Below are 18,509 nucleotides of genomic sequence, written 5' to 3' on the forward strand. Positions count from 1 at the left end.
CGCGACATCCGAGCTTGCGAGATAAAGCGCTCGGCCACGAGCGAAGCACAGCGCCCGCCCGAGGTCGAGCGCGCCCCTCATCGCTTACGGCTCACTCCGACACTTCCTTCATCGTGAAGGCCACGCCCGAGGCGACCACGCAGATTCCCGCATAGACGATCAGCACCATATCCGGCCCCGCCATCGCGAGCGCCGAGCTTGCCGCGCCGAAGGCCAGCAGCATCACCCCCACGGTCGTGTTGGACACCGCCGTATAGACCGCGCGGTCATCCTTGGGCGACATATCCACGAGGTAGGTCGAGCGGCCCAGCCGCACCCCCTGATAGCCGATCATCAGCCCGAATAGCGCAACCGGCGAGGCCCAGATCGTCCCCATCAGCCCCGACCAGCCCAACACCACCGCCAGCGCCAGAAACGCAGCCGCGACCAGCCCGGTGAAGATCAGCACCTTGCGCGAGGAGCGATCCGCCAGCCGACCCCAGATATAGGAGCTCACCAGCGAGGCCAGCGCCGAGGCGAGCACCATCGCCCCCAGCGCGCCGAACCGGTTATCGCCCGCCTGGGCTGCGAGCAGCACGATATAGGGCGGCGCGAGCGCGGTCGGCAGCAGCAGCACCCGCGCGATCACGAACTTGCCCAGATCGGCGTCTTTCCACAGCAGGCTCAGCTCGGACAGGCCGATGCTGCTCTTGTCTTCACCCGGCTGGTCTTCCTCGCGAAGCGTCGAGAACAGCACCGCCGCCGTAACCCAGAGCACGGCCGCCAGCGAGATCGCCCCGATTACGAGGCTCATCCGCTCCACCACGCCGGTCATCAGAATGATCGCGAACAGGATCACCCCGGCGGCAGAGACGCTCGTCGCGATCCCGGTCGTCGTGCCGCGCCGTGTGCGATCCACGGTCTTTCCCAGCACATCCTTGTAGCTCACCGAGGACAGCGAGCGCGCAATCGCCAGCACGCCCAGCGCAACCAGCATCGCAAGCCCCGCGGCCATCCCCTGCATCGTCAGTGCGATCACCACGATTGCCGCCGCGGCCAGCCCCTGAATCAGGCTCCCCGCCGCCCAGGCCCATTTGCGCTGCGGCATCTGGCGGACATGCGGCGCGGTGAACAGCTGCGGCAACAGAGAGCCCGCCTCGCGCACCGGCACCAGCCAGCTGACCAGCGCTGCGGGCGCGCCCACCGCCTGCATCAGCCAGCTCAGCACCAGTTTCGGATCGATCAGCCCATCGGCGAGCTTCGTCATCGACAACGAGCCGACATGGCGCAGGAAACTGCCGGGTTCGTGCTCGGCGGCGCGCTCGCTCAACTCTTTCACATTTCCCGGGCGGTCCCCTGTCAGCGTCTCGAACAGGGAGGTGGAGAAAGAGGTGTCGCTGGCGCTCATCGGCTGGCTTCCCAAACATATGTGATTTTTAAAGATTACGCCGGGACAAGCCTTGAGCCTAGTCCCCGGTTCCGGTGTTCCGGCTCCCCTCGCTACCTCTTGAAGCGCCCTCTTGCCGCATGACCGCTTTGCGCTTACGCCTGTAGCCATGACCGGACCCCGATATACCCGCCTGATCGACAACCTTCCCGCCACCGTGCCCTTCGTCGGGCCCGAGGAACACGAGCGCATTGCCGGTCGCCGCTTCACCGCGCGACTGGGTGCGAATGAAAACGGCTTCGGCCCCTCGCCGCGCGCGATTGCCGCGATGGCGGCGGCGGCAGGCGATGTCTGGAAATACGGCGACTCGACCAGTTTCGAGCTGCGCACGGCGATTGCCGAGCATCACGGCGTCGCGGTCGAGAATGTGCTGGTCGGCGAAGGGATCGACGGGCTTCTGGGCTATCTGTGCCGTCTGGTGATCGAACCCGGCGACCCGGTCGTCACCTCGGACGGGGCCTATCCGACCTTCAACTACCACGTCGCAGGATTTGGCGGGGTGCTGCACAAAGTGCCTTATGCCGATGACCACGAAGACCCGCAGGCGCTGATCGCGAAAGCGGCGGAGGTGGGCGCGAAGCTCGTCTATATCGCCAATCCTGACAATCCGATGGGTACCTATCATCCGCGCGAGACGATCGAGACGATGATCGAGGCGGTGCCCGAGGGCACGCTGATGGTGCTGGACGAGGCCTATGTGGAATTCGCCGACGACGGGACCGAAGCGCGCATCGCCGCCGACGATCCCCGCGTGATCCGGATGCGCACCTTCTCGAAGGCGCATGGGATGGCGGGGGCGCGTGTGGGCTATGCTCTGGCCGCGCCCGAGCTGATCGCGGCCTTCGACAAGATCCGCAATCATTTCGGCATGTGCCGGATTTCTCAGGCCGGTGCGCTGGCCGCGTTGCAGGACAAAACTTGGCAGGCCTATATGCGCCTGCTGGTGGCAGGCGCGCGCGACCGGATCGACGTGATCGCACGGGAGAACGGGCTGAGCACTCTGCCCTCCGCCACGAATTTCGTCGCCATCGACTGCGGGCAGGACGGTGAGTTCGCGCGGGCTGTACTGCAGGAACTGGATGCGCGCGCGGTGTTCGTGCGGATGCCCTTCGTCGCCCCGCAAAATCGCTGCATCCGGGTTTCGGTCGGACCGGAGGCCGAGCTCGACGCCTTCGCTGCGGCTCTGCCCGACGCGCTAAAAGCCGCCCGCGCACGCTGAGCCGCGCGCCCTCTCGGACACAATTCCGCCGATCAAATCGGCAAAAAAGCACCGGCGTCGACGCGTCTCGCCGCAAGGTGAGTTGCGCCGACTCGGGGGCGCGCCCATGTTTTGCTCAACAACAGGAGCAGACCCATGAGCCGCAAGACTCGCAACGCCCGTATCGCAATGCTTAGCCCGCTGGCCTTTGCCTTGGCCTTCGGCGCTTATGCAGGCATGACCCAATCCAGCCGCGAGATGAAGCTCTCGACGTCGCGCACCGAAGCACCGCAAGTGTCGCGCGAAGCCTCGGAAGAGGTCGAACAGCTCACCGACTGGCTGGAGCGTCACGGTCAGGCCTGACCGGCGCCTTTCGCAATCGCGCCAGCCGCCGCGGCGATGCCGCCGGGGTTGTGCGGGATTTTCAGCGCCTGCATCCCGGCCTCCATCGTCGCCAGCGCACCCAGCGTCATATGGGCGTTCACGTGGCCCATATGGGCGACACGCAGGAAATCGTTGGCCTCGGGAGTACCGGGTTCGGCCATCCCGAGCCCGATCCCCAGCGTGACCCCCGCCTCGCGCTCCAACCAGCTGCGCAGCCGCTGGGCGTTGCCCGCCCCGATCCGCGCCGCAGTCACCGAATGGGCGCGATGGGCCGGGTTCGCGATGTTGAGCGCGATGTCACCCTGCTGCCCCCACGTCTCGAAAGCGGCCCAGACGGCGGAGGCAAGCGTCGCGTGACGCGCCCAGATATGGGTCAGCCCCTCTTCCTCGAGGATCATCTTGAGCGACTCATCCAGGCCAAAGAGGTGATGGGTCGGCGAGGTGCCCCCGAAATACTGATAAACCATCTCGGGGAAGGCGCGCGGCTGCCAATCCCAATAGGGTGTGACCAGATCGGCCTCGCGACTCGCAGCCAGTGCCTTGTCGGAGAACCAGACGAAACCCAGACCCGGCGGCACCATCAGGCCCTTCTGGCTGGCGGCGACCATCACGTCGACGCCCCAATCATCCATCCGGAACTCGTCGCATCCCAGAGAGGCGATGCAATCGACCATCAGAAGTGCCGGATGCCCCGCCGCGTCGATGGCTGCACGGATCGCCGCCACGTCATTGACCACCGAGGTCGCGGTATCGACATGGGTGAGCAGCACGGCCTTGATCTCGTGATCCTTGTCGGCCCGCAGCGCCTCTTCGACTCGGGCCGGATCGGCCGACGCCTTGATACCGAATTCCAGACGCTGAACGTCCACGCCCATCGTGGCCGCGTTGCGCGCCCAGATATTGCCGAAGCGCCCGGTCACGAGGCTCAGCGCCTTGTCGCCGCGCGAGAACACGTTGGAGATCGACGCCTCCCAAGCCCCGTGCCCATTGGCGATATAGATCGCGACATGGGACGAGGACATCGCCACCCGACGCAGGTTCGCCGCAACCCGGGCCGCGATCTCCTCGATCTCGCCTTCGTAGATATTGGGCGCGGGACGATGCATCGCGGCCAGAACACGGTCAGGCATCGTCGAGGGGCCGGGAATGGCGAGGTAGGGGCGACCTTGGGCAAGGCTCATCGGGTATCTCCGTCTGGCAGAACGGATAATCGGTAATGCCGCCCGCCCGCCGCGTCAATCTCGCGCCCGGCTTGCACGCGCCCCCTGTCTCGCGGTAATTCACGGGCTTAACCGCGTGCCGAATGGCGCGCCTATCGCATGGTGCCTCGTGGCCAAGACTGCAAATCCTTACACGTCGAAACACCTCGCGGGCCGGATGTGGCGCGACTATCTGCTCAAGCACTGGCCGATGATCGGCGTGTCGATGGTCCTTCTGATGATCGAAGGCTCGACGCTGGGCGCACTGAGCTGGATGCTCAAGCCGCTCTTCGACAAGGTCTTCGTGCAAGGCGAGAGCGATCTGATCTGGTGGGTCGGCGCCGCGATCTTCGGGCTGTTCCTGATCCGCGCGACGACCTCGGTGGCCTCGCGCACGGTGATGACGAGCGTCTCGCTGCGCACCTCTAGCGATATGCAGATCGACCTGTTCCGGCACATGCTGCGGCTCGACCAGCATTTCTATCAGGCCAACCCGCCCGGCGCGCTGATCGAACGCGTGCAGGGCGACACCTCCGCCGTGCAGAACGTGTGGAAGATCTTCATCTCCAGCACCGGGCGCGACGCGGTCTCTCTGATATCGCTGTTCGGCGTGGCGGTCGCCATCGATCCCGGCTGGACGCTGGGGGCCGTGATCGGGGCACCGCTCCTGATCCTGCCGGTCGCGATGGCGCAACGCTATATTCGCCGCAAGACCCGCCAGATGCGCGAAAGCTCTTCCGAACGCGCAACCCGGCTCGACGAGGTTTTCCATGGCATCGCCGCCGTGAAGCTCAACGGGATCGAGGAGTATCAGGCGGGGCGTTTCTCCCGTCTGGTGAACGAGGTCCGCATCGCCCAGATCAAGACCACCTTCATCTCGGGTCTGGTACCAGCGATGATCGACATCATAACCGGGCTGGGCTTCTTCGTGGTACTGATCCTCGGCGGCCAGCAGATTCTGGCGGGCGAGCGGTCAGTCGGCGATTTTATGTCTTTCTTCACCGCGATGGCGTTGGCCTTCCAACCGCTGCGCCGTCTCGCGAATTCCGCGGGCGCATGGCAGACGGCAGCGGCGAGCCTCGAGCGGATCTATCGCCTGTTCGACACGCAACCCGCGATCACCTCGCCCGCGCAGCCTGCCGCCCTGCCCGAGACCACGCGGATCGAGTTCGACGACGTGCATCTGCATTACGGCGACAAGCACGTTCTGCGCGGCCTCAGCTTCGTTGCCGAACCGGGCCAGACTACCGCGCTTGTCGGCCCCTCGGGTGCGGGCAAGACCACCGTGTTCAACCTGCTGACCCGGCTCGTCGATCCCGATAGCGGTCGTATCACGTTGGGCGGCACGCCGCTGAACGATCTCGGCCTTGCCGAACTGCGCCAGCATTTCTCGACGGTGTCACAGGATTCCGCGCTGTTCGACGAGACGATCCGCGAAAATGTCCTTCTCGGGCGGCAGGAGGTCGATCCCGACCATATCCAGACCGCGCTCGAAGCGGCTCATGTGACGGAATTCACCGACCTTCTGCAAAACGGCATCAATACCGGCGCAGGCCCGCGCGGCTCGGCGCTGTCGGGCGGGCAACGCCAGCGGGTCGCCATCGCGCGCGCCGTGCTGCGCGACGCGCCGATCCTGCTGCTCGACGAGGCGACCTCCGCCCTCGACACCGTCTCCGAGGCCAAGGTCGCGCAGGCACTGGCGGACCTGAGCCAGGGCCGCACGACGCTGGTGATCGCCCACCGCCTGTCGACCGTGCGCAATGCCGACAAGATCGTGGTGGTGGTCGAGGGTCAGGTCGTCGAACAGGGCACGCATGACGAGCTGCTGGCCAAGAACGGGCCCTATGCGGGGCTCTGCCGGATGCAGCTTCTCGATTGAGTTGGCATTCCCGTCCCGGCTGCCTACATGGGCGGGGAAAGGAGACCTCAATGGCCGAGCGCATTCTCTACGAGATCACCGGTGCGGATCGCGAGCACTTCCTGCAAGGGCTGGTGACGAACGACGTGAGCCACGTGAAAGACGGGCTGGTCTATACCGCCCTGCTGACGCCGCAGGGAAAATTCCTTGCCGATTTCTTCCTGCTGGCGCGCGGCGAGGCGATCGTGCTCGATATCGATGCCAGCATCGCCGAGGCGACGATCAAGCGGCTGGGCATGTACAAGCTGCGTGCGGATGTCGCGATCGCCCCCTCCGATCTGAAGGTCTATCGCGGCACCGGGCCCGCGCCCGAGGGCGCGCTGGCCGATCCGCGCCATCCCGACATGGGCTGGCGGCTCTACGGGGACAAAGCGGGCGATGACGGCACCGATTGGGACGCGATCCGCGTTGCGCATTGCATCCCTGAGACCGGTATCGAGCTGACCCCCGACACGTTCATCCTCGAGGCCGGGTTCGATCGGCTGGACGGCGTCGATTTCCGCAAAGGTTGCTATGTCGGCCAGGAAGTCACCGCGCGGATGAAGCACAAGACCGAGCTGCGCAAAGGCTTCGTCACGGTCGGGATCGAAGGCCCTGCCGAGCCGGGAACCGAGATCACCTCGGACGGGCGCAGCGTCGGGCGTCTGTTCACCCGCTCGGGCGATCGCGCGATTGCTTATCTCCGCTTCGGCCGCGCCGCCGACGCGATGTCGGCGGGTGACGCGGTGGTCACTTATTTATGACCAGCAAGGATCAAATGTTTCGGAAAGCGCAAGCCCCATCCATGCGTTTTACGGAACATCGTGACGCAGAGGAAACGACCGCAAGAAATCCTTCGTAATACGAACGAATTCGCGCGATCTAAAGGCCATCAATAGAGCGCAATTTCAATCACTTAGAAGACCATCTAGGCCTTTGTGCGTTCGCGCTTCGCAAATAGCCGGCCTTGAATTCCAGCGGCACACGCTTACTTCGCGTGCATTGCGATCCCTTGTGAGGGGGCTAGCTTTTGATGGGCGGCAAAGGTGATATGCGCCAGACGCATACCTGCCATGTGACCCAAGGCATATCGAATCGGGGGCCGAACGGCCTAGATGGCCCTCACGCCAGGAAACGCAAGAGCAATAACAAAGGACGGAAGAATGCGCGATTTCGTTGACGGCTCGGCCTTCAATTACGAGCAGGGCCAACGAGCCCGCAAACTGTTCGCCGCTGTGGTTCTCGCGGCGCTGGATGATGCGATTGCAGACGACAAGAAATACGGCAACGGTCCCGAGCAGATCGCCCGCTGGGCACGCTCGCGCGATGGCCGTGAAGTTCTGTCCTGCGCCGGCATCGATCCGAACGAGCGCGTCGTCCGGGGTTTGATGGAATTCGTCGGCAAAGGTGTCCGCACGTCGGTCGCTCTGTCGCGCGAAGAAAGCGAACGCCGCCTCGCCGCGATTTCGGACGAGCACGAGGCCGAAGCCGCCTGATCCTGTCAGGCGCCACGGCGACAGTTGGATACACAAAACGGCGCGTCCCACAGGGCGCGCCGTTTTGAATTTCTTGGGCGTGTTTTTCTCAGCGATCTAAAGAGACGCCTTGCGTGCCTCGTCGGTGGCAAGAGTTTCCCGGTCGATGCACACCTTGTTGGCCGCGCAGAGCAGGGCTAAGTCGCTCTCGGGCGTCCCTGCCCGAGCATCTCCACTCAGTCCAGATCGCGGCTCATCAGAGCGCGCTGCACTTCGCGACGCACCATCTTGCGCAGGTTGCGCGTGATCTTCGCACCGAGCGCGCCTTTAAGCTCTTCGCGCAGCAGCGATGACACGAGGTGCCGGAGCTGGGTCTCGGTCATCGATTGCGCCAGCGGATGCAAGGCGGCATCGGGCTGGTCCGATGTGGACGCAAGCTCGGCCTCGAGCGCGGCGATCTCATCCGCCTCGAAATCTTCCTCGAGCGTCGCACGAAGCTCCGCATAGCTGGACGTCCGCGGCTCCGGCTCCGGGGCACGCGCCCCGGCATCGCTGAGATGCAGGCGACGCGGCGGCGTATCAGCCGCATGCTCGCTAGCCTGCACGAAGTTGGGAGCACTGTCAGCGCCGTCCATCTCCGGCGTGAGATCTTCCCAATTCTGAGCTGCGGTGACGTCCTGCGGCGGCTCAGGCTCAGGCTCGGCTTCGGCCCCCGGCGGCACATCGAAGCCGATCATTGCCTCGGTCCCGAAGGCCTCTTCCTCCGCGCTGATGTCTTCCGGCTCGGTCTCTGCGGGAGAGGCGTCATCGAAATCGAGGCCCGCCAGAGGATCATCCTCGGCGCTTTCAAGCGTCTCGCTGGCGATATCCGTGTCGTCTTCCGCCTCGTCGGCTTCCGGCGCTTGGGGCGCCACGAAACCGGCCACGTCCTCCCACTCGGCGCTGGTGAAGGTCTGCTCCGGATCGGAGCCCTGATCCCAAACCGGCGTAAAACTTTCGGGCAATTCGGTCAGCGGCGCGGTGCCTGCCGGTTCGAACGCGTCGCCCGTCTCGGATTCGTAATCGGCACCATCGCGCGCCACTTCCGCCTCGAGCTGGGCGAGCGAGCCCTCCAGCCGCTTGAGCTCGTCATCAAAGCTGCCCTGCGGCAATTCCGCCTCCGACGGCCAGGGCTCGGCCTCGGCATCGTCGAATTCGGGTTCGAAATTCTGCGGCTTGCGACGCGCCTCGGACAGCGGTGCGGGCTCCACCGACTCGGTGGGCGCCTCCGACAGATCGGCCGCGTCATCCTGCGCCTCTGCGGCTTCCTCTTCCGGCGAAACACCCGGCGCGGACCATTCGAGATCGTGGATATCGCCTTTCGACCCCGCCTGAGTGTCCGACACGAGATGCGCGGGTGTCAAAACCAGCGGATCGGGCGTCGAGCCCTCCCCTTTCGAAGTCGGATAGCTCTCGGCCACACGCGGGCTGTCCTGCGACACCAGTCGCCGGATCGATGCCAGCACATCTTCGATTTCGGGTCTGGGTCGGGTATCAGCCATGATCACTCCATCCTGCCGCGCGCACGCGCGCCTGTCCAGCCGTGACGGATCCGAAACTGCGAGGGACACCCGGAGGCTGCGATGCCTGCGCCACAGCGGCGCGGCAGGCGGGCCCGAAAGCCCGCCGAAACACCGTTCGGTCGTTACTGGCCGATGGCCTTGAGCACACGATCCAGACGCTTGCCCTGCGGGCTGAGCGTGAGGGGCGCGGTGCGGACCGAGTTGTAATAGGCCGCGGGATCATAGGTCGGAATTCCAAGCTTCAGGTTTTCTACCGTCAACAGACCCATAGCGGACAAAAGTTGATAATAAGCTACCTGCAGAGTGGCCGCCGCGTCGATCCGGCCCGCCTGCGCATCCAGCAAGTCCTGCTCGGCCGAGAGCACGTCGAGCGTGGTGCGCGCGCCCAGAAGCGCCTCTTCCTTGACGCCCTGATAGGCGGTCCGGGCTGCGGTGATCTGCTGATCGTAAGCCGAAATCTGCGCCTTCGCGATGTCGATCGCCGCCCAGGCGTTGGCCACGTTTTGCGAGACCGTCACGCCGGCCTGGCTCAGTTGCGCGCGGGCCGATTGATCGTTCGCCACGGCCTGACGCTGCGCCGAAAGAAGCGCGCCACCCGAATAGAGCGTCTGGTTCAGCTCGATCCCGGCGGATTGCGTCTGCACGCCCTGCTCTTGCTGGCGCAGGCCAAGCGAACCGGTGATTTTCGGCAGGCGATTGGCGCGGGCGTAATCCACACCGAGGTCATAGACCGCGACGGTGTGCTGCAGCTGCTTGATGCTCGGATGGGTGCGCAGAGCGATGTCGCGCGCCGCATCCAGCGAACCCGGCAGAGACGGACGCTTCGGGAAGGCCGCGAGGTTGCTCGGATAGTGGCCAGTGGCCGCCTTGTAGGCTTCGCGTGCGGAGCGCAGGTTGCCCTGTGCCGCAGCGAGCGAGGCGCGGGCGGAGGCCAGCTGTGCCTGAGCGAGCGACACGTCGGTCTTGGTGACTTCGCCCACTTCGAAACGGTCGTTCGAGGCCTTGAGCTCTTCGTTGAGGACGCGCGCCGAGTTCTGGTTGATCGCGACCTGCTCGGAGGCCGATTTCACGTCCGAATAGGCCTGGATCGCCGAGAGCAGCACGTTTTGCTCGACCGAGCGCAGACCCTCGCGGGTGGCCAGCACGGTCTCTTTCTTCATAGAGACATTGATCTTGTTGCGACCGAAATCGAACAGCGTCATCGACGCACCGAGCGAAGTCGAGGCGCTCTGCGAGATCGCCCCCGTGGCGTCGGAATTCAGGTAATCGTAGCTCGCGGTCCATTGCAGGACCGGGCGCAGATTCGCGACCGCCTGCGCGACGTCTTCATCGGCGGCCCGCAGTGCGGCCCGGTTCTGCTCCAGCAGGTTCGAATTGCGATATGCAGAGACCAGCGCATCGGCGAGCGTCTCCGCCCCTGCCGCGACCGGCCCAAATGCGGTAGCCGCGACCAAAGCGGTCATAGTCAGAGTCTTGCGCAGCATCGAATGTCCCTCGTTTCCTGTATCGCCGCAGATGCAGGTGTTGTCCCTCTGCCGCCGGGCGCGATTACTTCAAATTCTATCGGCTCAGCGCCCGATTGCATATCCTGCAAAACAGCTAGCCTATTCGATGTGCTCCTCAGAGCACGAATTCACGCGGCTTCACGAACCCCTGGAGGACAGGTGCGGTGCCATTGAAAAGATCGCGCCAGCTCATCGCACCGTCGATCTTGTAACCGATCCGGGCGACCCCGAGGGCGCCTTCCATGAAAATTGCGGTGATCCGGCCGCCTTCTTTGAGTTGCTCGATCAACGCCGCGGGAACGGTTTCGACCGCCCCTTCGATGAGGATCGCGTCATAGGGGCCGTGCTGGGCCGCGCCCTCGGTCAGCGCGCCGGTGACGACGGCGACATTGTCAGCCCCCGCCTCTGCCAGCGCGGACTCTGCCTGCGACGCCATCTCTTCGTCTTCGAGCGCGACGACCGCCTCGGCCATCCGCGCGATCACCGCGGAGGAATAGCCGAGCCCCGCGCCCACATCGAGCACCAGATCATCGGGCTGGATGTCGAGCGCATCGAGCATCTTCGAGAAGTTGCGCGGTTCCAGCAGGACGCGCCCCGGCGCGAGCTCGAGGTTTTCCCCGATATAGGCGGCTTCGCGCTTGGCCGCGGGCACGAATTGCTCGCGCGGCACATGCAGCATCGCCGCGATGATCGGGAATTTGGTCACATCGCTGGGACGGACCTGCGTGTCGACCATCATGGTGCGGCGCGTAGCGAAATCTTGCATGTCGAGAACTCTTCGGTAGCAAACCCTTGTGGCTGGTTTTGCCACAGAAGCAGGGTCTGAGCAAGTTATGCGAGAGGGCCTTCGGACCTGCCCTTGCGCTCAGAGCCGACGTCGCCTGCGCACAATGCGCCAAAGGCACAACTCACCTCTTGCGCGGGCGCTTGCGATACCGTATCTGACGCCAACACCACGGCGGCGAGTTGGCGGAGTGGTGACGCAGCGGATTGCAAATCCGTGTACACCGGTTCGATTCCGGTACTCGCCTCCAAATTTTTCAATGACTTACGTCGCGCTTTCTCGTTCAGAAATCGGATTTTGAAACAAGCGTTGAAACTTTCACGTTCCCTTCTTGTTCTGTTCCATTCGATTCCGGGCTTCTTGGGCCTGCTGTGCAAAAAGTCGCTGTCGGACCTCACCACCATATTTTTTCAGCATTTCTACGCCCGAGTGACCTGTGACGGCCTTCACCATTTCGTCGTCGCATCCAGCTAAGTAGAGCTCGATCGTCGCATTCTTGCGTAGACCGTGCGTGACATATTTCTTAGCTTGCGGGTGCTTCATGCTTGCCTTCACCTTACGCATCTCCTCGGCGATCATGCGGTAGCTTACTGGCCGCCCCTTCGCATCTGTGATCACGTTAAGTCCCTTCTTGGGAACCGCAGATAGATACTCCGCCAAGCGTTCGGTGAGCGGGATCCACAACTCCTTGTCAGTTTTGCCTTGCTTAACCCGATAGACGCCCTCCGAAAGGTCGCCCCAACGGATCTTCACCACATCGCCAATGCGCTGGCCGGTCCCGATACAAAGTTCGTAAACAAGCCTTGCTCTCGCTGTCGCAACTTCTTCGAACTCTTCGCGCACATCCTGCGGCCACGGCTCCCAGCCGTCACTTTTTTGCTTCAGGAGAGGAACGCCATGCGCCGCGGTTTTGTCACCGGTTCCTTTAATAAAGCCTTTCAGTCTTGCATGGTTGAGGAGCACCACCATAACCTGAACGAGATAGTTCGCTTGGCGCCAATGATGCCTGTTCGCTTGCTGTAACTCGTAGATGTGCGTTGTTTCGATCTTAGCCGGCTCATAGTCGCCCCAAATATCTCGAATATGGCTAATATACTTGTGGTAGTCGCTTTTCGTGCGGGGAGCGAGTTTCTGAAAAGCCTCGCTTTCATAATAGCTTAGAATAAGGGCCTCAAAGTTCCTCTTGGAAGGAGCTGACTTTTCTGCCTTAAGAAGCCGATTATAATGATCCCAGAATTCTGGCGACCCCGGTTCCTCGTGCATCATCTCTGACTGGCCGCGAGCCCGGCGAATAAACCGAACATACTCACGATCTTCGTAGACATATTTAGGGAGCGCTCTCCTCGTCATTTCTTCCTCATCCTCAGATCACCGCTGAGGAAGTCATCAGGGTGTTCTTGTTCAATCTTCGTCATGTGGAGGATGACACAGCCATCTGGCTTAATCTCGATCCGCGCGCCGGCCAATCCAGCGTCGGACAATTCGCGCACAAGTGTGGCGACAAGTCTTTTCGAGTGTGCCTGGGGGCTTGTGGCCATCTTCTTTTCCTAGCGATATTCCCTCTTGGGGCCTGAATTTCCGAGGTTTTGGCCCCGCATTCCCTATTGTGGTGCTTTGGGGTGAAATACCGAAGAGGTTTCGTTCCTCAATCCACAGGAAATCGTGGACAGGATGTAGCCGCTCCCTACGCCACATGGGTCCAGGCGCGGCTCTTCTGCTTCGGCGTGAGGATTAGCTTGATTGATCTGGAGCTTTGATTTTCTTTACTTCGACCTGGATCGGCAGCCATTCTCTTGTGAATAAACCGCGCGGATCGAGCACACGAAGTTTTCTTCAGTCACGTGTTCGGAACACGTGGGAGACCTCAGATGACATCCAACTCGAACGCTCCGGCAAAAGAAGATTTCACAACCTTCAGCACGCAAAGGGCGGCCTTCGTCGTGCTGCATCAGTAACGCTCCCCACTCCGCCTGGTGTGCCACGCAATCACTCTGCGTCTGCAAACAAGCTGAAACGCGCGACCAACGCTAAATTCTCGGGAGAGAGCGCACCTTCATGACACTGCCCCCGAGGCGTCTTTCACGAAAGCGAATAGCACCTCCTGTTTGTGAAGAAGATGAACCTTTGCCGCGCGGCTCCAATATTCGGAAGACAAGCGAAGCAACGCCTTCTTCGCGGAAACACCTCACGCTTCGATCAGTGCCCCGTCGCGGAGATGGATCAACCGATCGAAGCGGTCGAAGATTTTCTCGTCATGCGTCACGGTGAGAATACAGGCTTCCTGCTCGACGGCGAGCTTTCGCAGCAAATCCATCACAAGCTGAGCCCGCACGGAATCGAGAGCCGCCGTTGGCTCGTCGGCAAGAATGATCCGGGGTCGGTTCGCCAGCGCGCGCGCGATGGCAACGCGCTGCGCTTCCCCGCCTGACAGATGCGCGGGCTTGACCCCGGCGCGATGTCCGACCTCGAGATAATCCAGCAATTCGCGTGCCCGTGCTTTCGCCGCCGCAGGCTTCCAGCCCGCGAGATTCAGCACCACCGAGACATTCTCTTCGGCTGTGAGGAACGGAAGCAAGTTATGCGCCTGAAAGATGAAGCCGATCTTGTCGAGACGAAGTTGGCGCAGGTTGCCACGCAGCCATCGGCCGTCAAACACCGTCTCGCCATCAAGCAAGAGACGGCCTGCCGAGGGGTCAACAATGCAGCCGATAATGTTGAGCAGTGTGGTCTTTCCCGAACCCGAAGGGCCGAGCATCGCCACCACCTCGCCCGCATGGATCTGCAATTCGACCACGCGCAATGCATCGACGCGTGTTTCACCCTCGCCATAATGCTTGGCTACGCCTGACACATCGACGAGAAGATCACCAATTGCCATCTCAGCCTCCAATCGCCGTCGCAGGGTCGACCTTGAGCGCGGCACGGATACCGAGCCCGGAGGCCACGATGCAGACACCAACGATGATCCCGGCAAGCACCAATGCGTTGGTGGGCTCCAGCACAACACGGCGAGGAAAATTGTCTTTCACCAGCAAAATCAAAGACAGCCCGATCGCCCAGCCGGAAATTCCCAGGATCAGAGCCTGCTGAACGATGAGACCGAGGATCGTGCGATCTGGTGCCCCGATCAGCTTGAGCGTCGCGATCTGTTTAAGCTTCTCCATCGTCATCGTGTAGATGATCAGCGCTATCACCACCGCCGAGACCGTCAGCAGGATTCCCAGAAACAGCCCGATCTGGCGGCGTGCGCGATCGACGACCGATGCGAGCAAAAGTTCTTCTTGCTGTGCCTGGGTCAGAGCGCCCAAATGCTTCCATTGCCTGATCGTCGTAGCCACCCGCTCAACATCGGCATCGGGCTCAATCCGTGCAATTACTGCGGAGACATTGCTGGCGTCTGGCGACGTAGCGCCACGCGCCGCGCGGACCCTCTCGGCAGCGGGATCGAGTTCGCTTTGCAAAGCCATTGCATCGGAAAGCGTCATGAAGACCGCGGGGTCACCGCCGGAGTTCATCGCATTTTCTGTCAGCCCGACGACGGTAAACCGGTTACGTCCGATACGGATCGTGTCGCCGACCTGAAGCCCTGACTTTCGATCGGCCACCAATTCGTAGTGGCTGCGCCCAAGCCCACGCCCATCAGTGATGGTGAAGGGACCTCCCGGACGACCGCGCTCGTAACCTATAACATATAGCCGGAGCGTCTGCGTCCCGTGCTGTGCCTCGATCGTCTGGTAAGTGATCGCGCCCGCGTCAGAGATCCCCGGAAGGCGCGCCACCGCATCGCGCGTCGCGGAAGGTAGCGAAGACGCCTCGGCAAAGGGCCCCTGAGTATTCGCCTCAACGACCCAGAGATCTGCGCGCGGTGCTTTAACCGCCGCAAGTGCATCCGAAACAAGACCGTTATAAATCCCGATCATCGCCAGCACGACAGTCATCAGTAACCCCAACCCGAAGCAGGTCAGGACAAAGCGAAACAGGCTATGCCGGATATCCTTGAGCGCAAGATTCACTCGTCCACCTCGACGCTCACCTTTCGGCCTTCGACCGCGCCTTTGGGAACCGGCGAAACAACCTCTGCGCCTTCCGGCAGACCGTCCGTCACCTCTGCGCGGCCGAGATCGTCGCGCGCACCGAATTCCAGGGTCGCCTGCGCGAGCGCACCATCCTGCGCGATCCAGACCGTTCCCGAAGCACCGTCGAAGCCCGTGATATCGACCTCGGGCACCATCAACGCCCGATCGCGATGACCGGTCGTGACCAGAGTCTCAGCCTGTTCGCCCAGATACATTTCGGCGGGGCAATCCGTGCAGGCGAGCCAGACCTTGCGCTCCTCGTTGACGCGGTCGCTTTCCAGCCCGATCCGCACGATTTCGCCATGAAACTCTTGTTGCGGGCGCGAACGAAGACGGATGGCGCCCACCTGCCCCAGCGCAAGCTGACCCGCGCGCTCCTCGTCGATATAGGCCTGAATCCAGATCGTCTGCGGATCAATCAGGCTGAAGATCGTGTCACCCGCCTTGACCACCGTGCCGGCCTCCGCCTTGCGCGCAATGATCAAGGCATCATAGGGCGCCGCCAGAACGTGTTTTTCCAGAAGCGTGCGGGCCGATTGCAGATTAGCATCCGCTTCCGCCGCCTGAGCCCGCAGCACCATCAGCTCGGTTTCGGCCACCGCGAGATCGGCGCGCGCCACATCGAGATCGCGCTGGGTTTCCTCCGCGCTCTGCTTTGAGGCGCGATCCGTTCGTGCAAGTTCCTGCTGGCGCGTATTGGCCGCCTCGCGCTGTGACAAAACCGCCTGAGCGCGTGGCAGGGCAGCTTCCGCCTTGGCGAGCGCTGCACGTGCCGCTTCCACCCCCGCATCAGCCTGGGCAACGCGCGCCTGTTGTTCTTCGGGATGCAAACGCGCCAATTCCTGCCCAGCCATAACACGATCACCAGCATCTGCTGACAGGCTCTGCACGGCGCCCCCCAGTTCGAAGCCAACGGCGCTCAGCACACGTGCCTCAACTGTTCCCAAACCATAAATCCGGAGCGTGACATCCGTCTCTGGCGAAAGCACCGTTACCGGCAGCGGACGGTGGCGCAGCACCCAAATCCCAACCGCCAGCGCGACTGCGGCTACACCGACGACAAACCAGCTCTTACGCATCTCTCAGCCATCCTTCCTGCATTCGAGCAAGCGCAGTTGCACATCCAGCAGCGCCAGCCCGGTCTCTTCCATTGACGTCGTGCGCGGCCCGAGCGCCCATCGGATCGCGGCGCCCTGGACAAGCGAGCTCAGCAGATAAGCAGCATCACGCGGCATGAGATCGACCGATACCCGCCCCTGTGCTTGTGCGGCGGCGATGTCCGCCTCAAGCGTTTCATGGAATACGCTTAGGCGCTCCCGAAAAGCCCCGCGCAGAACTTCGTTCTCGGTCGTCAATTCTCGCGAGAACAGGAGCATTGGGATCGCCGGAGTGCGCGCGATCACCCCAAGCTGTGCCGCCACCAATGCGCGCACCCGGTCCAGCGGATCTGACACACCCTCGAGCGCTGCCTCCCAGGCTGCCGCCAGGGTGTCGGTGACATGCTCGGCGACCGCACCCCAAAGCTCCGCCTTGGACGGGAAGTGCCGGAACAGAGCCGCCTGTGTCAGCCCGATCTGTTTCGCGACCGCATTCGTAGTCACGCGATCAGGGCCGATCTGGTCGGCCATCTCGAGGACGGTCGAAACGATTTCTGCTTTTCGTAGATCTGCGGATTTTCGCATCACATGCCCATTAGTAAGTTATTGATTACTTACTAATGGGTGGCTTTCGAAACGTCAACTGGCTCTTAGAACTGAAACCAATCCCGCATTGCCAGCGACCATTGCTCTCGGAATTTGCGAAATCGAAAGCACCCTCGGTGGCCCGTCAGGCGCCCACAAGACCGCGCGCATCGTCGAACCAGTCGTTGAGCGCCTCGAGTGAGAAAGGAAGGCGACAACCATATCCGCCCGTAAACTCGTCATAAGCAAGTTCGTTCAGGCCGTTGATACCAACGAGGACGGGAATTCCCTGCAGTATAGCTTCAGCAATCACCGGGCGAAACCCGCGCCCCTCGGACTCCATCTTACCGAACTTATTCACGACAAGCAGATCGGCTCCACATGCAAGGCTATGTGAAACCGCTGCGACAGAAGCCTCAAGCGCTGCAGGATCAAGGCGGCAGCCGCGAGATCCCTCGCCAAGTGATTGCGAGATCGATAACACCGGCCCGTCGGGCAAAACCTTAATATCCATATCGCAGGCATGGCTTTTAGGCCGATCAATATTGACCTGAACAACGCCGCACACGCGATGCCCTCGCGCAATCACCTGTCGGGCAAAGCGCGCCATCAGAAAGTCCACGTCGCCCCGGCCAGGGCTTTGAATAGCTGCGATAGAAAACATTTCATGTCCTTTCCAATCAATCATTCGCCAAGATTCAGCGCTGCACATCCTCACCGAAAACGCTCGCGCGCGTGATGGTGCAGTCGAGGTCAGCGAGAACCCCGTCCTTGAGCCCATAGATCAATCCGTGAACCTTGACGGGCTCTCCTGCGGTCCAAGCTTGCTGAAGAATTGGTGTCTCAGCTATGCGTCGCACACCCTCGATCACGTTGAGCTCGGCCAAACGGTCGCGCCGGGCCTCGATATTGGCCAGCTGCCCCAGATCAATCGCATAGGCGCGCGCAAGACGACGAATTGGTTCAAGCCAATGGTCCGTGAGACCGCCGAGCATCTCCTCGGTCGCAGCTTTGACACCGCCGCAGCCGTAATGACCACAAACGATAATCTCGCGAATACCAAGGCTTTCGACGGCAAATTCAAGCGCACTCAGCAAGTTCATGTCTGAAGAATGCACGACGTTGGCGACGTTCCGGTGGACGAAGACCTCGCCGGGATCAAGCCCCGCAACAACATTCGCAGGCACGCGGCTATCGGCGCAACCAACCCAGAAGAACTCCGGGTTTTGCCGCGTCGCAAGACGTGAGAAATAGCCAGGCTCCTCCGCCTTGCGGCGTTCCGACCAAGTGCGGTTGCGGGTGAAAAGATCGCTCAGCATCG

General features: G+C 62.3%; 18 protein-coding genes and 1 tRNA gene. 6 read left to right on the forward strand and 13 right to left on the reverse strand.

From position 1 onward, the window contains the following. Window positions 1-91: 91 nt before the first annotated feature. Entirely contained in the window at window positions 92-1,387 is a 1,296-nt protein-coding gene (locus tag BMI86_RS16035; protein WP_078542282.1) for an MFS transporter, read from the reverse strand. Window positions 1,388-1,535: 148 nt separating this feature from the next. Between BMI86_RS16035 and BMI86_RS16040 the strand changes: the two genes are divergently transcribed. Together BMI86_RS16040 and BMI86_RS16045 are read left to right on the forward strand one after the other, a co-directional pair. Then, window positions 1,536-2,645 (forward strand): pyridoxal phosphate-dependent aminotransferase, encoded by a 1,110-nt coding sequence (locus BMI86_RS16040; RefSeq protein ID WP_078542283.1) that lies wholly within the window; start codon window positions 1,536-1,538, stop codon window positions 2,643-2,645. A gap of 135 nt (window positions 2,646-2,780) precedes the next feature. Further along, entirely contained in the window at window positions 2,781-2,987 is a 207-nt protein-coding gene (locus BMI86_RS16045) for a hypothetical protein (RefSeq protein ID WP_078542284.1), read from the forward strand. Here BMI86_RS16045 and BMI86_RS16050 read toward each other — a convergent pair. Continuing rightward, window positions 2,978-4,189, reverse strand: a complete 1,212-nt coding sequence (locus tag BMI86_RS16050; RefSeq protein ID WP_078542285.1) for an aminotransferase class V-fold PLP-dependent enzyme — start codon at window positions 4,187-4,189, stop codon at window positions 2,978-2,980. The genes BMI86_RS16045 and BMI86_RS16050 overlap by 10 nt on opposite strands. Window positions 4,190-4,385: 196 nt before the next feature. Here BMI86_RS16050 and BMI86_RS16055 point away from each other — a divergent pair, with 196 nt between their 5' ends. The 3 genes from BMI86_RS16055 to BMI86_RS16065 all read left to right on the forward strand — a co-directional run bounded on the left by BMI86_RS16055 (window position 4,386) and on the right by BMI86_RS16065 (window position 7,600). Next, window positions 4,386-6,086: an ABC transporter ATP-binding protein gene (locus BMI86_RS16055; protein WP_078542286.1), complete on the forward strand. Its 1,701-nt coding sequence runs from the start codon at window positions 4,386-4,388 to the stop codon at window positions 6,084-6,086. A 50-nt stretch (window positions 6,087-6,136) separates the two neighbouring features. Continuing rightward, window positions 6,137-6,868, forward strand: coding sequence for a folate-binding protein YgfZ (locus BMI86_RS16060; RefSeq protein WP_078542287.1), 732 nt, complete (start codon window positions 6,137-6,139; stop codon window positions 6,866-6,868). 399 nt (window positions 6,869-7,267) lie between these two features. Further along, entirely contained in the window at window positions 7,268-7,600 is a 333-nt protein-coding gene (locus tag BMI86_RS16065) for a DUF6280 family protein (protein WP_075773874.1), read from the forward strand. Window positions 7,601-7,815: 215 nt separating this feature from the next. Here the strand turns inward: BMI86_RS16065 and BMI86_RS16070 are convergent, their stop codons facing one another. From BMI86_RS16070 to BMI86_RS16080, 3 genes are all read right to left on the reverse strand, one after another. Next, window positions 7,816-9,120 (reverse strand): hypothetical protein, encoded by a 1,305-nt coding sequence (locus tag BMI86_RS16070; RefSeq protein WP_078542288.1) that lies wholly within the window; start codon window positions 9,118-9,120, stop codon window positions 7,816-7,818. 143 nt (window positions 9,121-9,263) lie between these two features. Then, on the reverse strand, window positions 9,264-10,625 hold the full coding sequence (locus BMI86_RS16075; protein ID WP_078542289.1) for a TolC family outer membrane protein: 1,362 nt from the start codon (window positions 10,623-10,625) through the stop codon (window positions 9,264-9,266). A 136-nt stretch (window positions 10,626-10,761) separates the two neighbouring features. Further along, a complete protein-coding gene (locus BMI86_RS16080) occupies window positions 10,762-11,412 on the reverse strand; it encodes a protein-L-isoaspartate O-methyltransferase (protein WP_078542290.1) in 651 nt (216 codons plus the stop codon). Between the two features lie 194 nt (window positions 11,413-11,606). On the opposite strand from BMI86_RS16080, the gene BMI86_RS16085 reads away from it, so the two are divergent. Beyond that, window positions 11,607-11,680: transfer RNA gene (locus tag BMI86_RS16085), tRNA-Cys, on the forward strand. 68 nt (window positions 11,681-11,748) lie between these two features. Here BMI86_RS16085 and BMI86_RS16090 read toward each other — a convergent pair. The 8 genes from BMI86_RS16090 to BMI86_RS16125 form a co-directional block, all read right to left on the reverse strand. Continuing rightward, the gene (locus tag BMI86_RS16090) at window positions 11,749-12,780 is read right to left on the reverse strand and encodes a tyrosine-type recombinase/integrase (protein WP_078522433.1); all 1,032 of its coding nucleotides are present in this window, start codon (window positions 12,778-12,780) and stop codon (window positions 11,749-11,751) included. Next, the gene (locus BMI86_RS16095; protein ID WP_078522432.1) at window positions 12,777-12,968 is read right to left on the reverse strand and encodes a hypothetical protein; all 192 of its coding nucleotides are present in this window, start codon (window positions 12,966-12,968) and stop codon (window positions 12,777-12,779) included. Before BMI86_RS16095 ends, BMI86_RS16090 begins: the two co-directional genes overlap by 4 nt. A 647-nt stretch (window positions 12,969-13,615) precedes the next feature. Then, on the reverse strand, window positions 13,616-14,320 hold the full coding sequence (locus BMI86_RS16100) for an ABC transporter ATP-binding protein (protein ID WP_240497842.1): 705 nt from the start codon (window positions 14,318-14,320) through the stop codon (window positions 13,616-13,618). After that, entirely contained in the window at window positions 14,310-15,443 is a 1,134-nt protein-coding gene (locus BMI86_RS16105) for an ABC transporter permease (protein WP_078522430.1), read from the reverse strand. The genes BMI86_RS16100 and BMI86_RS16105 overlap by 11 nt, the downstream gene beginning before the upstream one ends. After that, window positions 15,440-16,585, reverse strand: coding sequence for an efflux RND transporter periplasmic adaptor subunit (locus BMI86_RS16110; RefSeq protein ID WP_078522429.1), 1,146 nt, complete (start codon window positions 16,583-16,585; stop codon window positions 15,440-15,442). The genes BMI86_RS16105 and BMI86_RS16110 overlap by 4 nt, the downstream gene beginning before the upstream one ends. A 3-nt stretch (window positions 16,586-16,588) precedes the next feature. After that, window positions 16,589-17,134 (reverse strand): TetR family transcriptional regulator, encoded by a 546-nt coding sequence (locus BMI86_RS16115; RefSeq protein ID WP_246831736.1) that lies wholly within the window; start codon window positions 17,132-17,134, stop codon window positions 16,589-16,591. A gap of 199 nt (window positions 17,135-17,333) precedes the next feature. After that, window positions 17,334-17,876, reverse strand: coding sequence for a DUF2478 domain-containing protein (locus BMI86_RS16120; protein WP_078522427.1), 543 nt, complete (start codon window positions 17,874-17,876; stop codon window positions 17,334-17,336). Window positions 17,877-17,886: 10 nt separating this feature from the next. Further along, window positions 17,887-18,507 (reverse strand): carbonic anhydrase, encoded by a 621-nt coding sequence (locus tag BMI86_RS16125; RefSeq protein ID WP_078522426.1) that lies wholly within the window; start codon window positions 18,505-18,507, stop codon window positions 17,887-17,889. Between the last annotated feature and the right edge of the window lie 2 nt (window positions 18,508-18,509).

The organism is Thioclava sp. DLFJ5-1 (genome assembly GCF_002020115.1).
Taxonomy (GTDB): Bacteria; Pseudomonadota; Alphaproteobacteria; order Rhodobacterales; family Rhodobacteraceae; genus Thioclava; species Thioclava sediminum.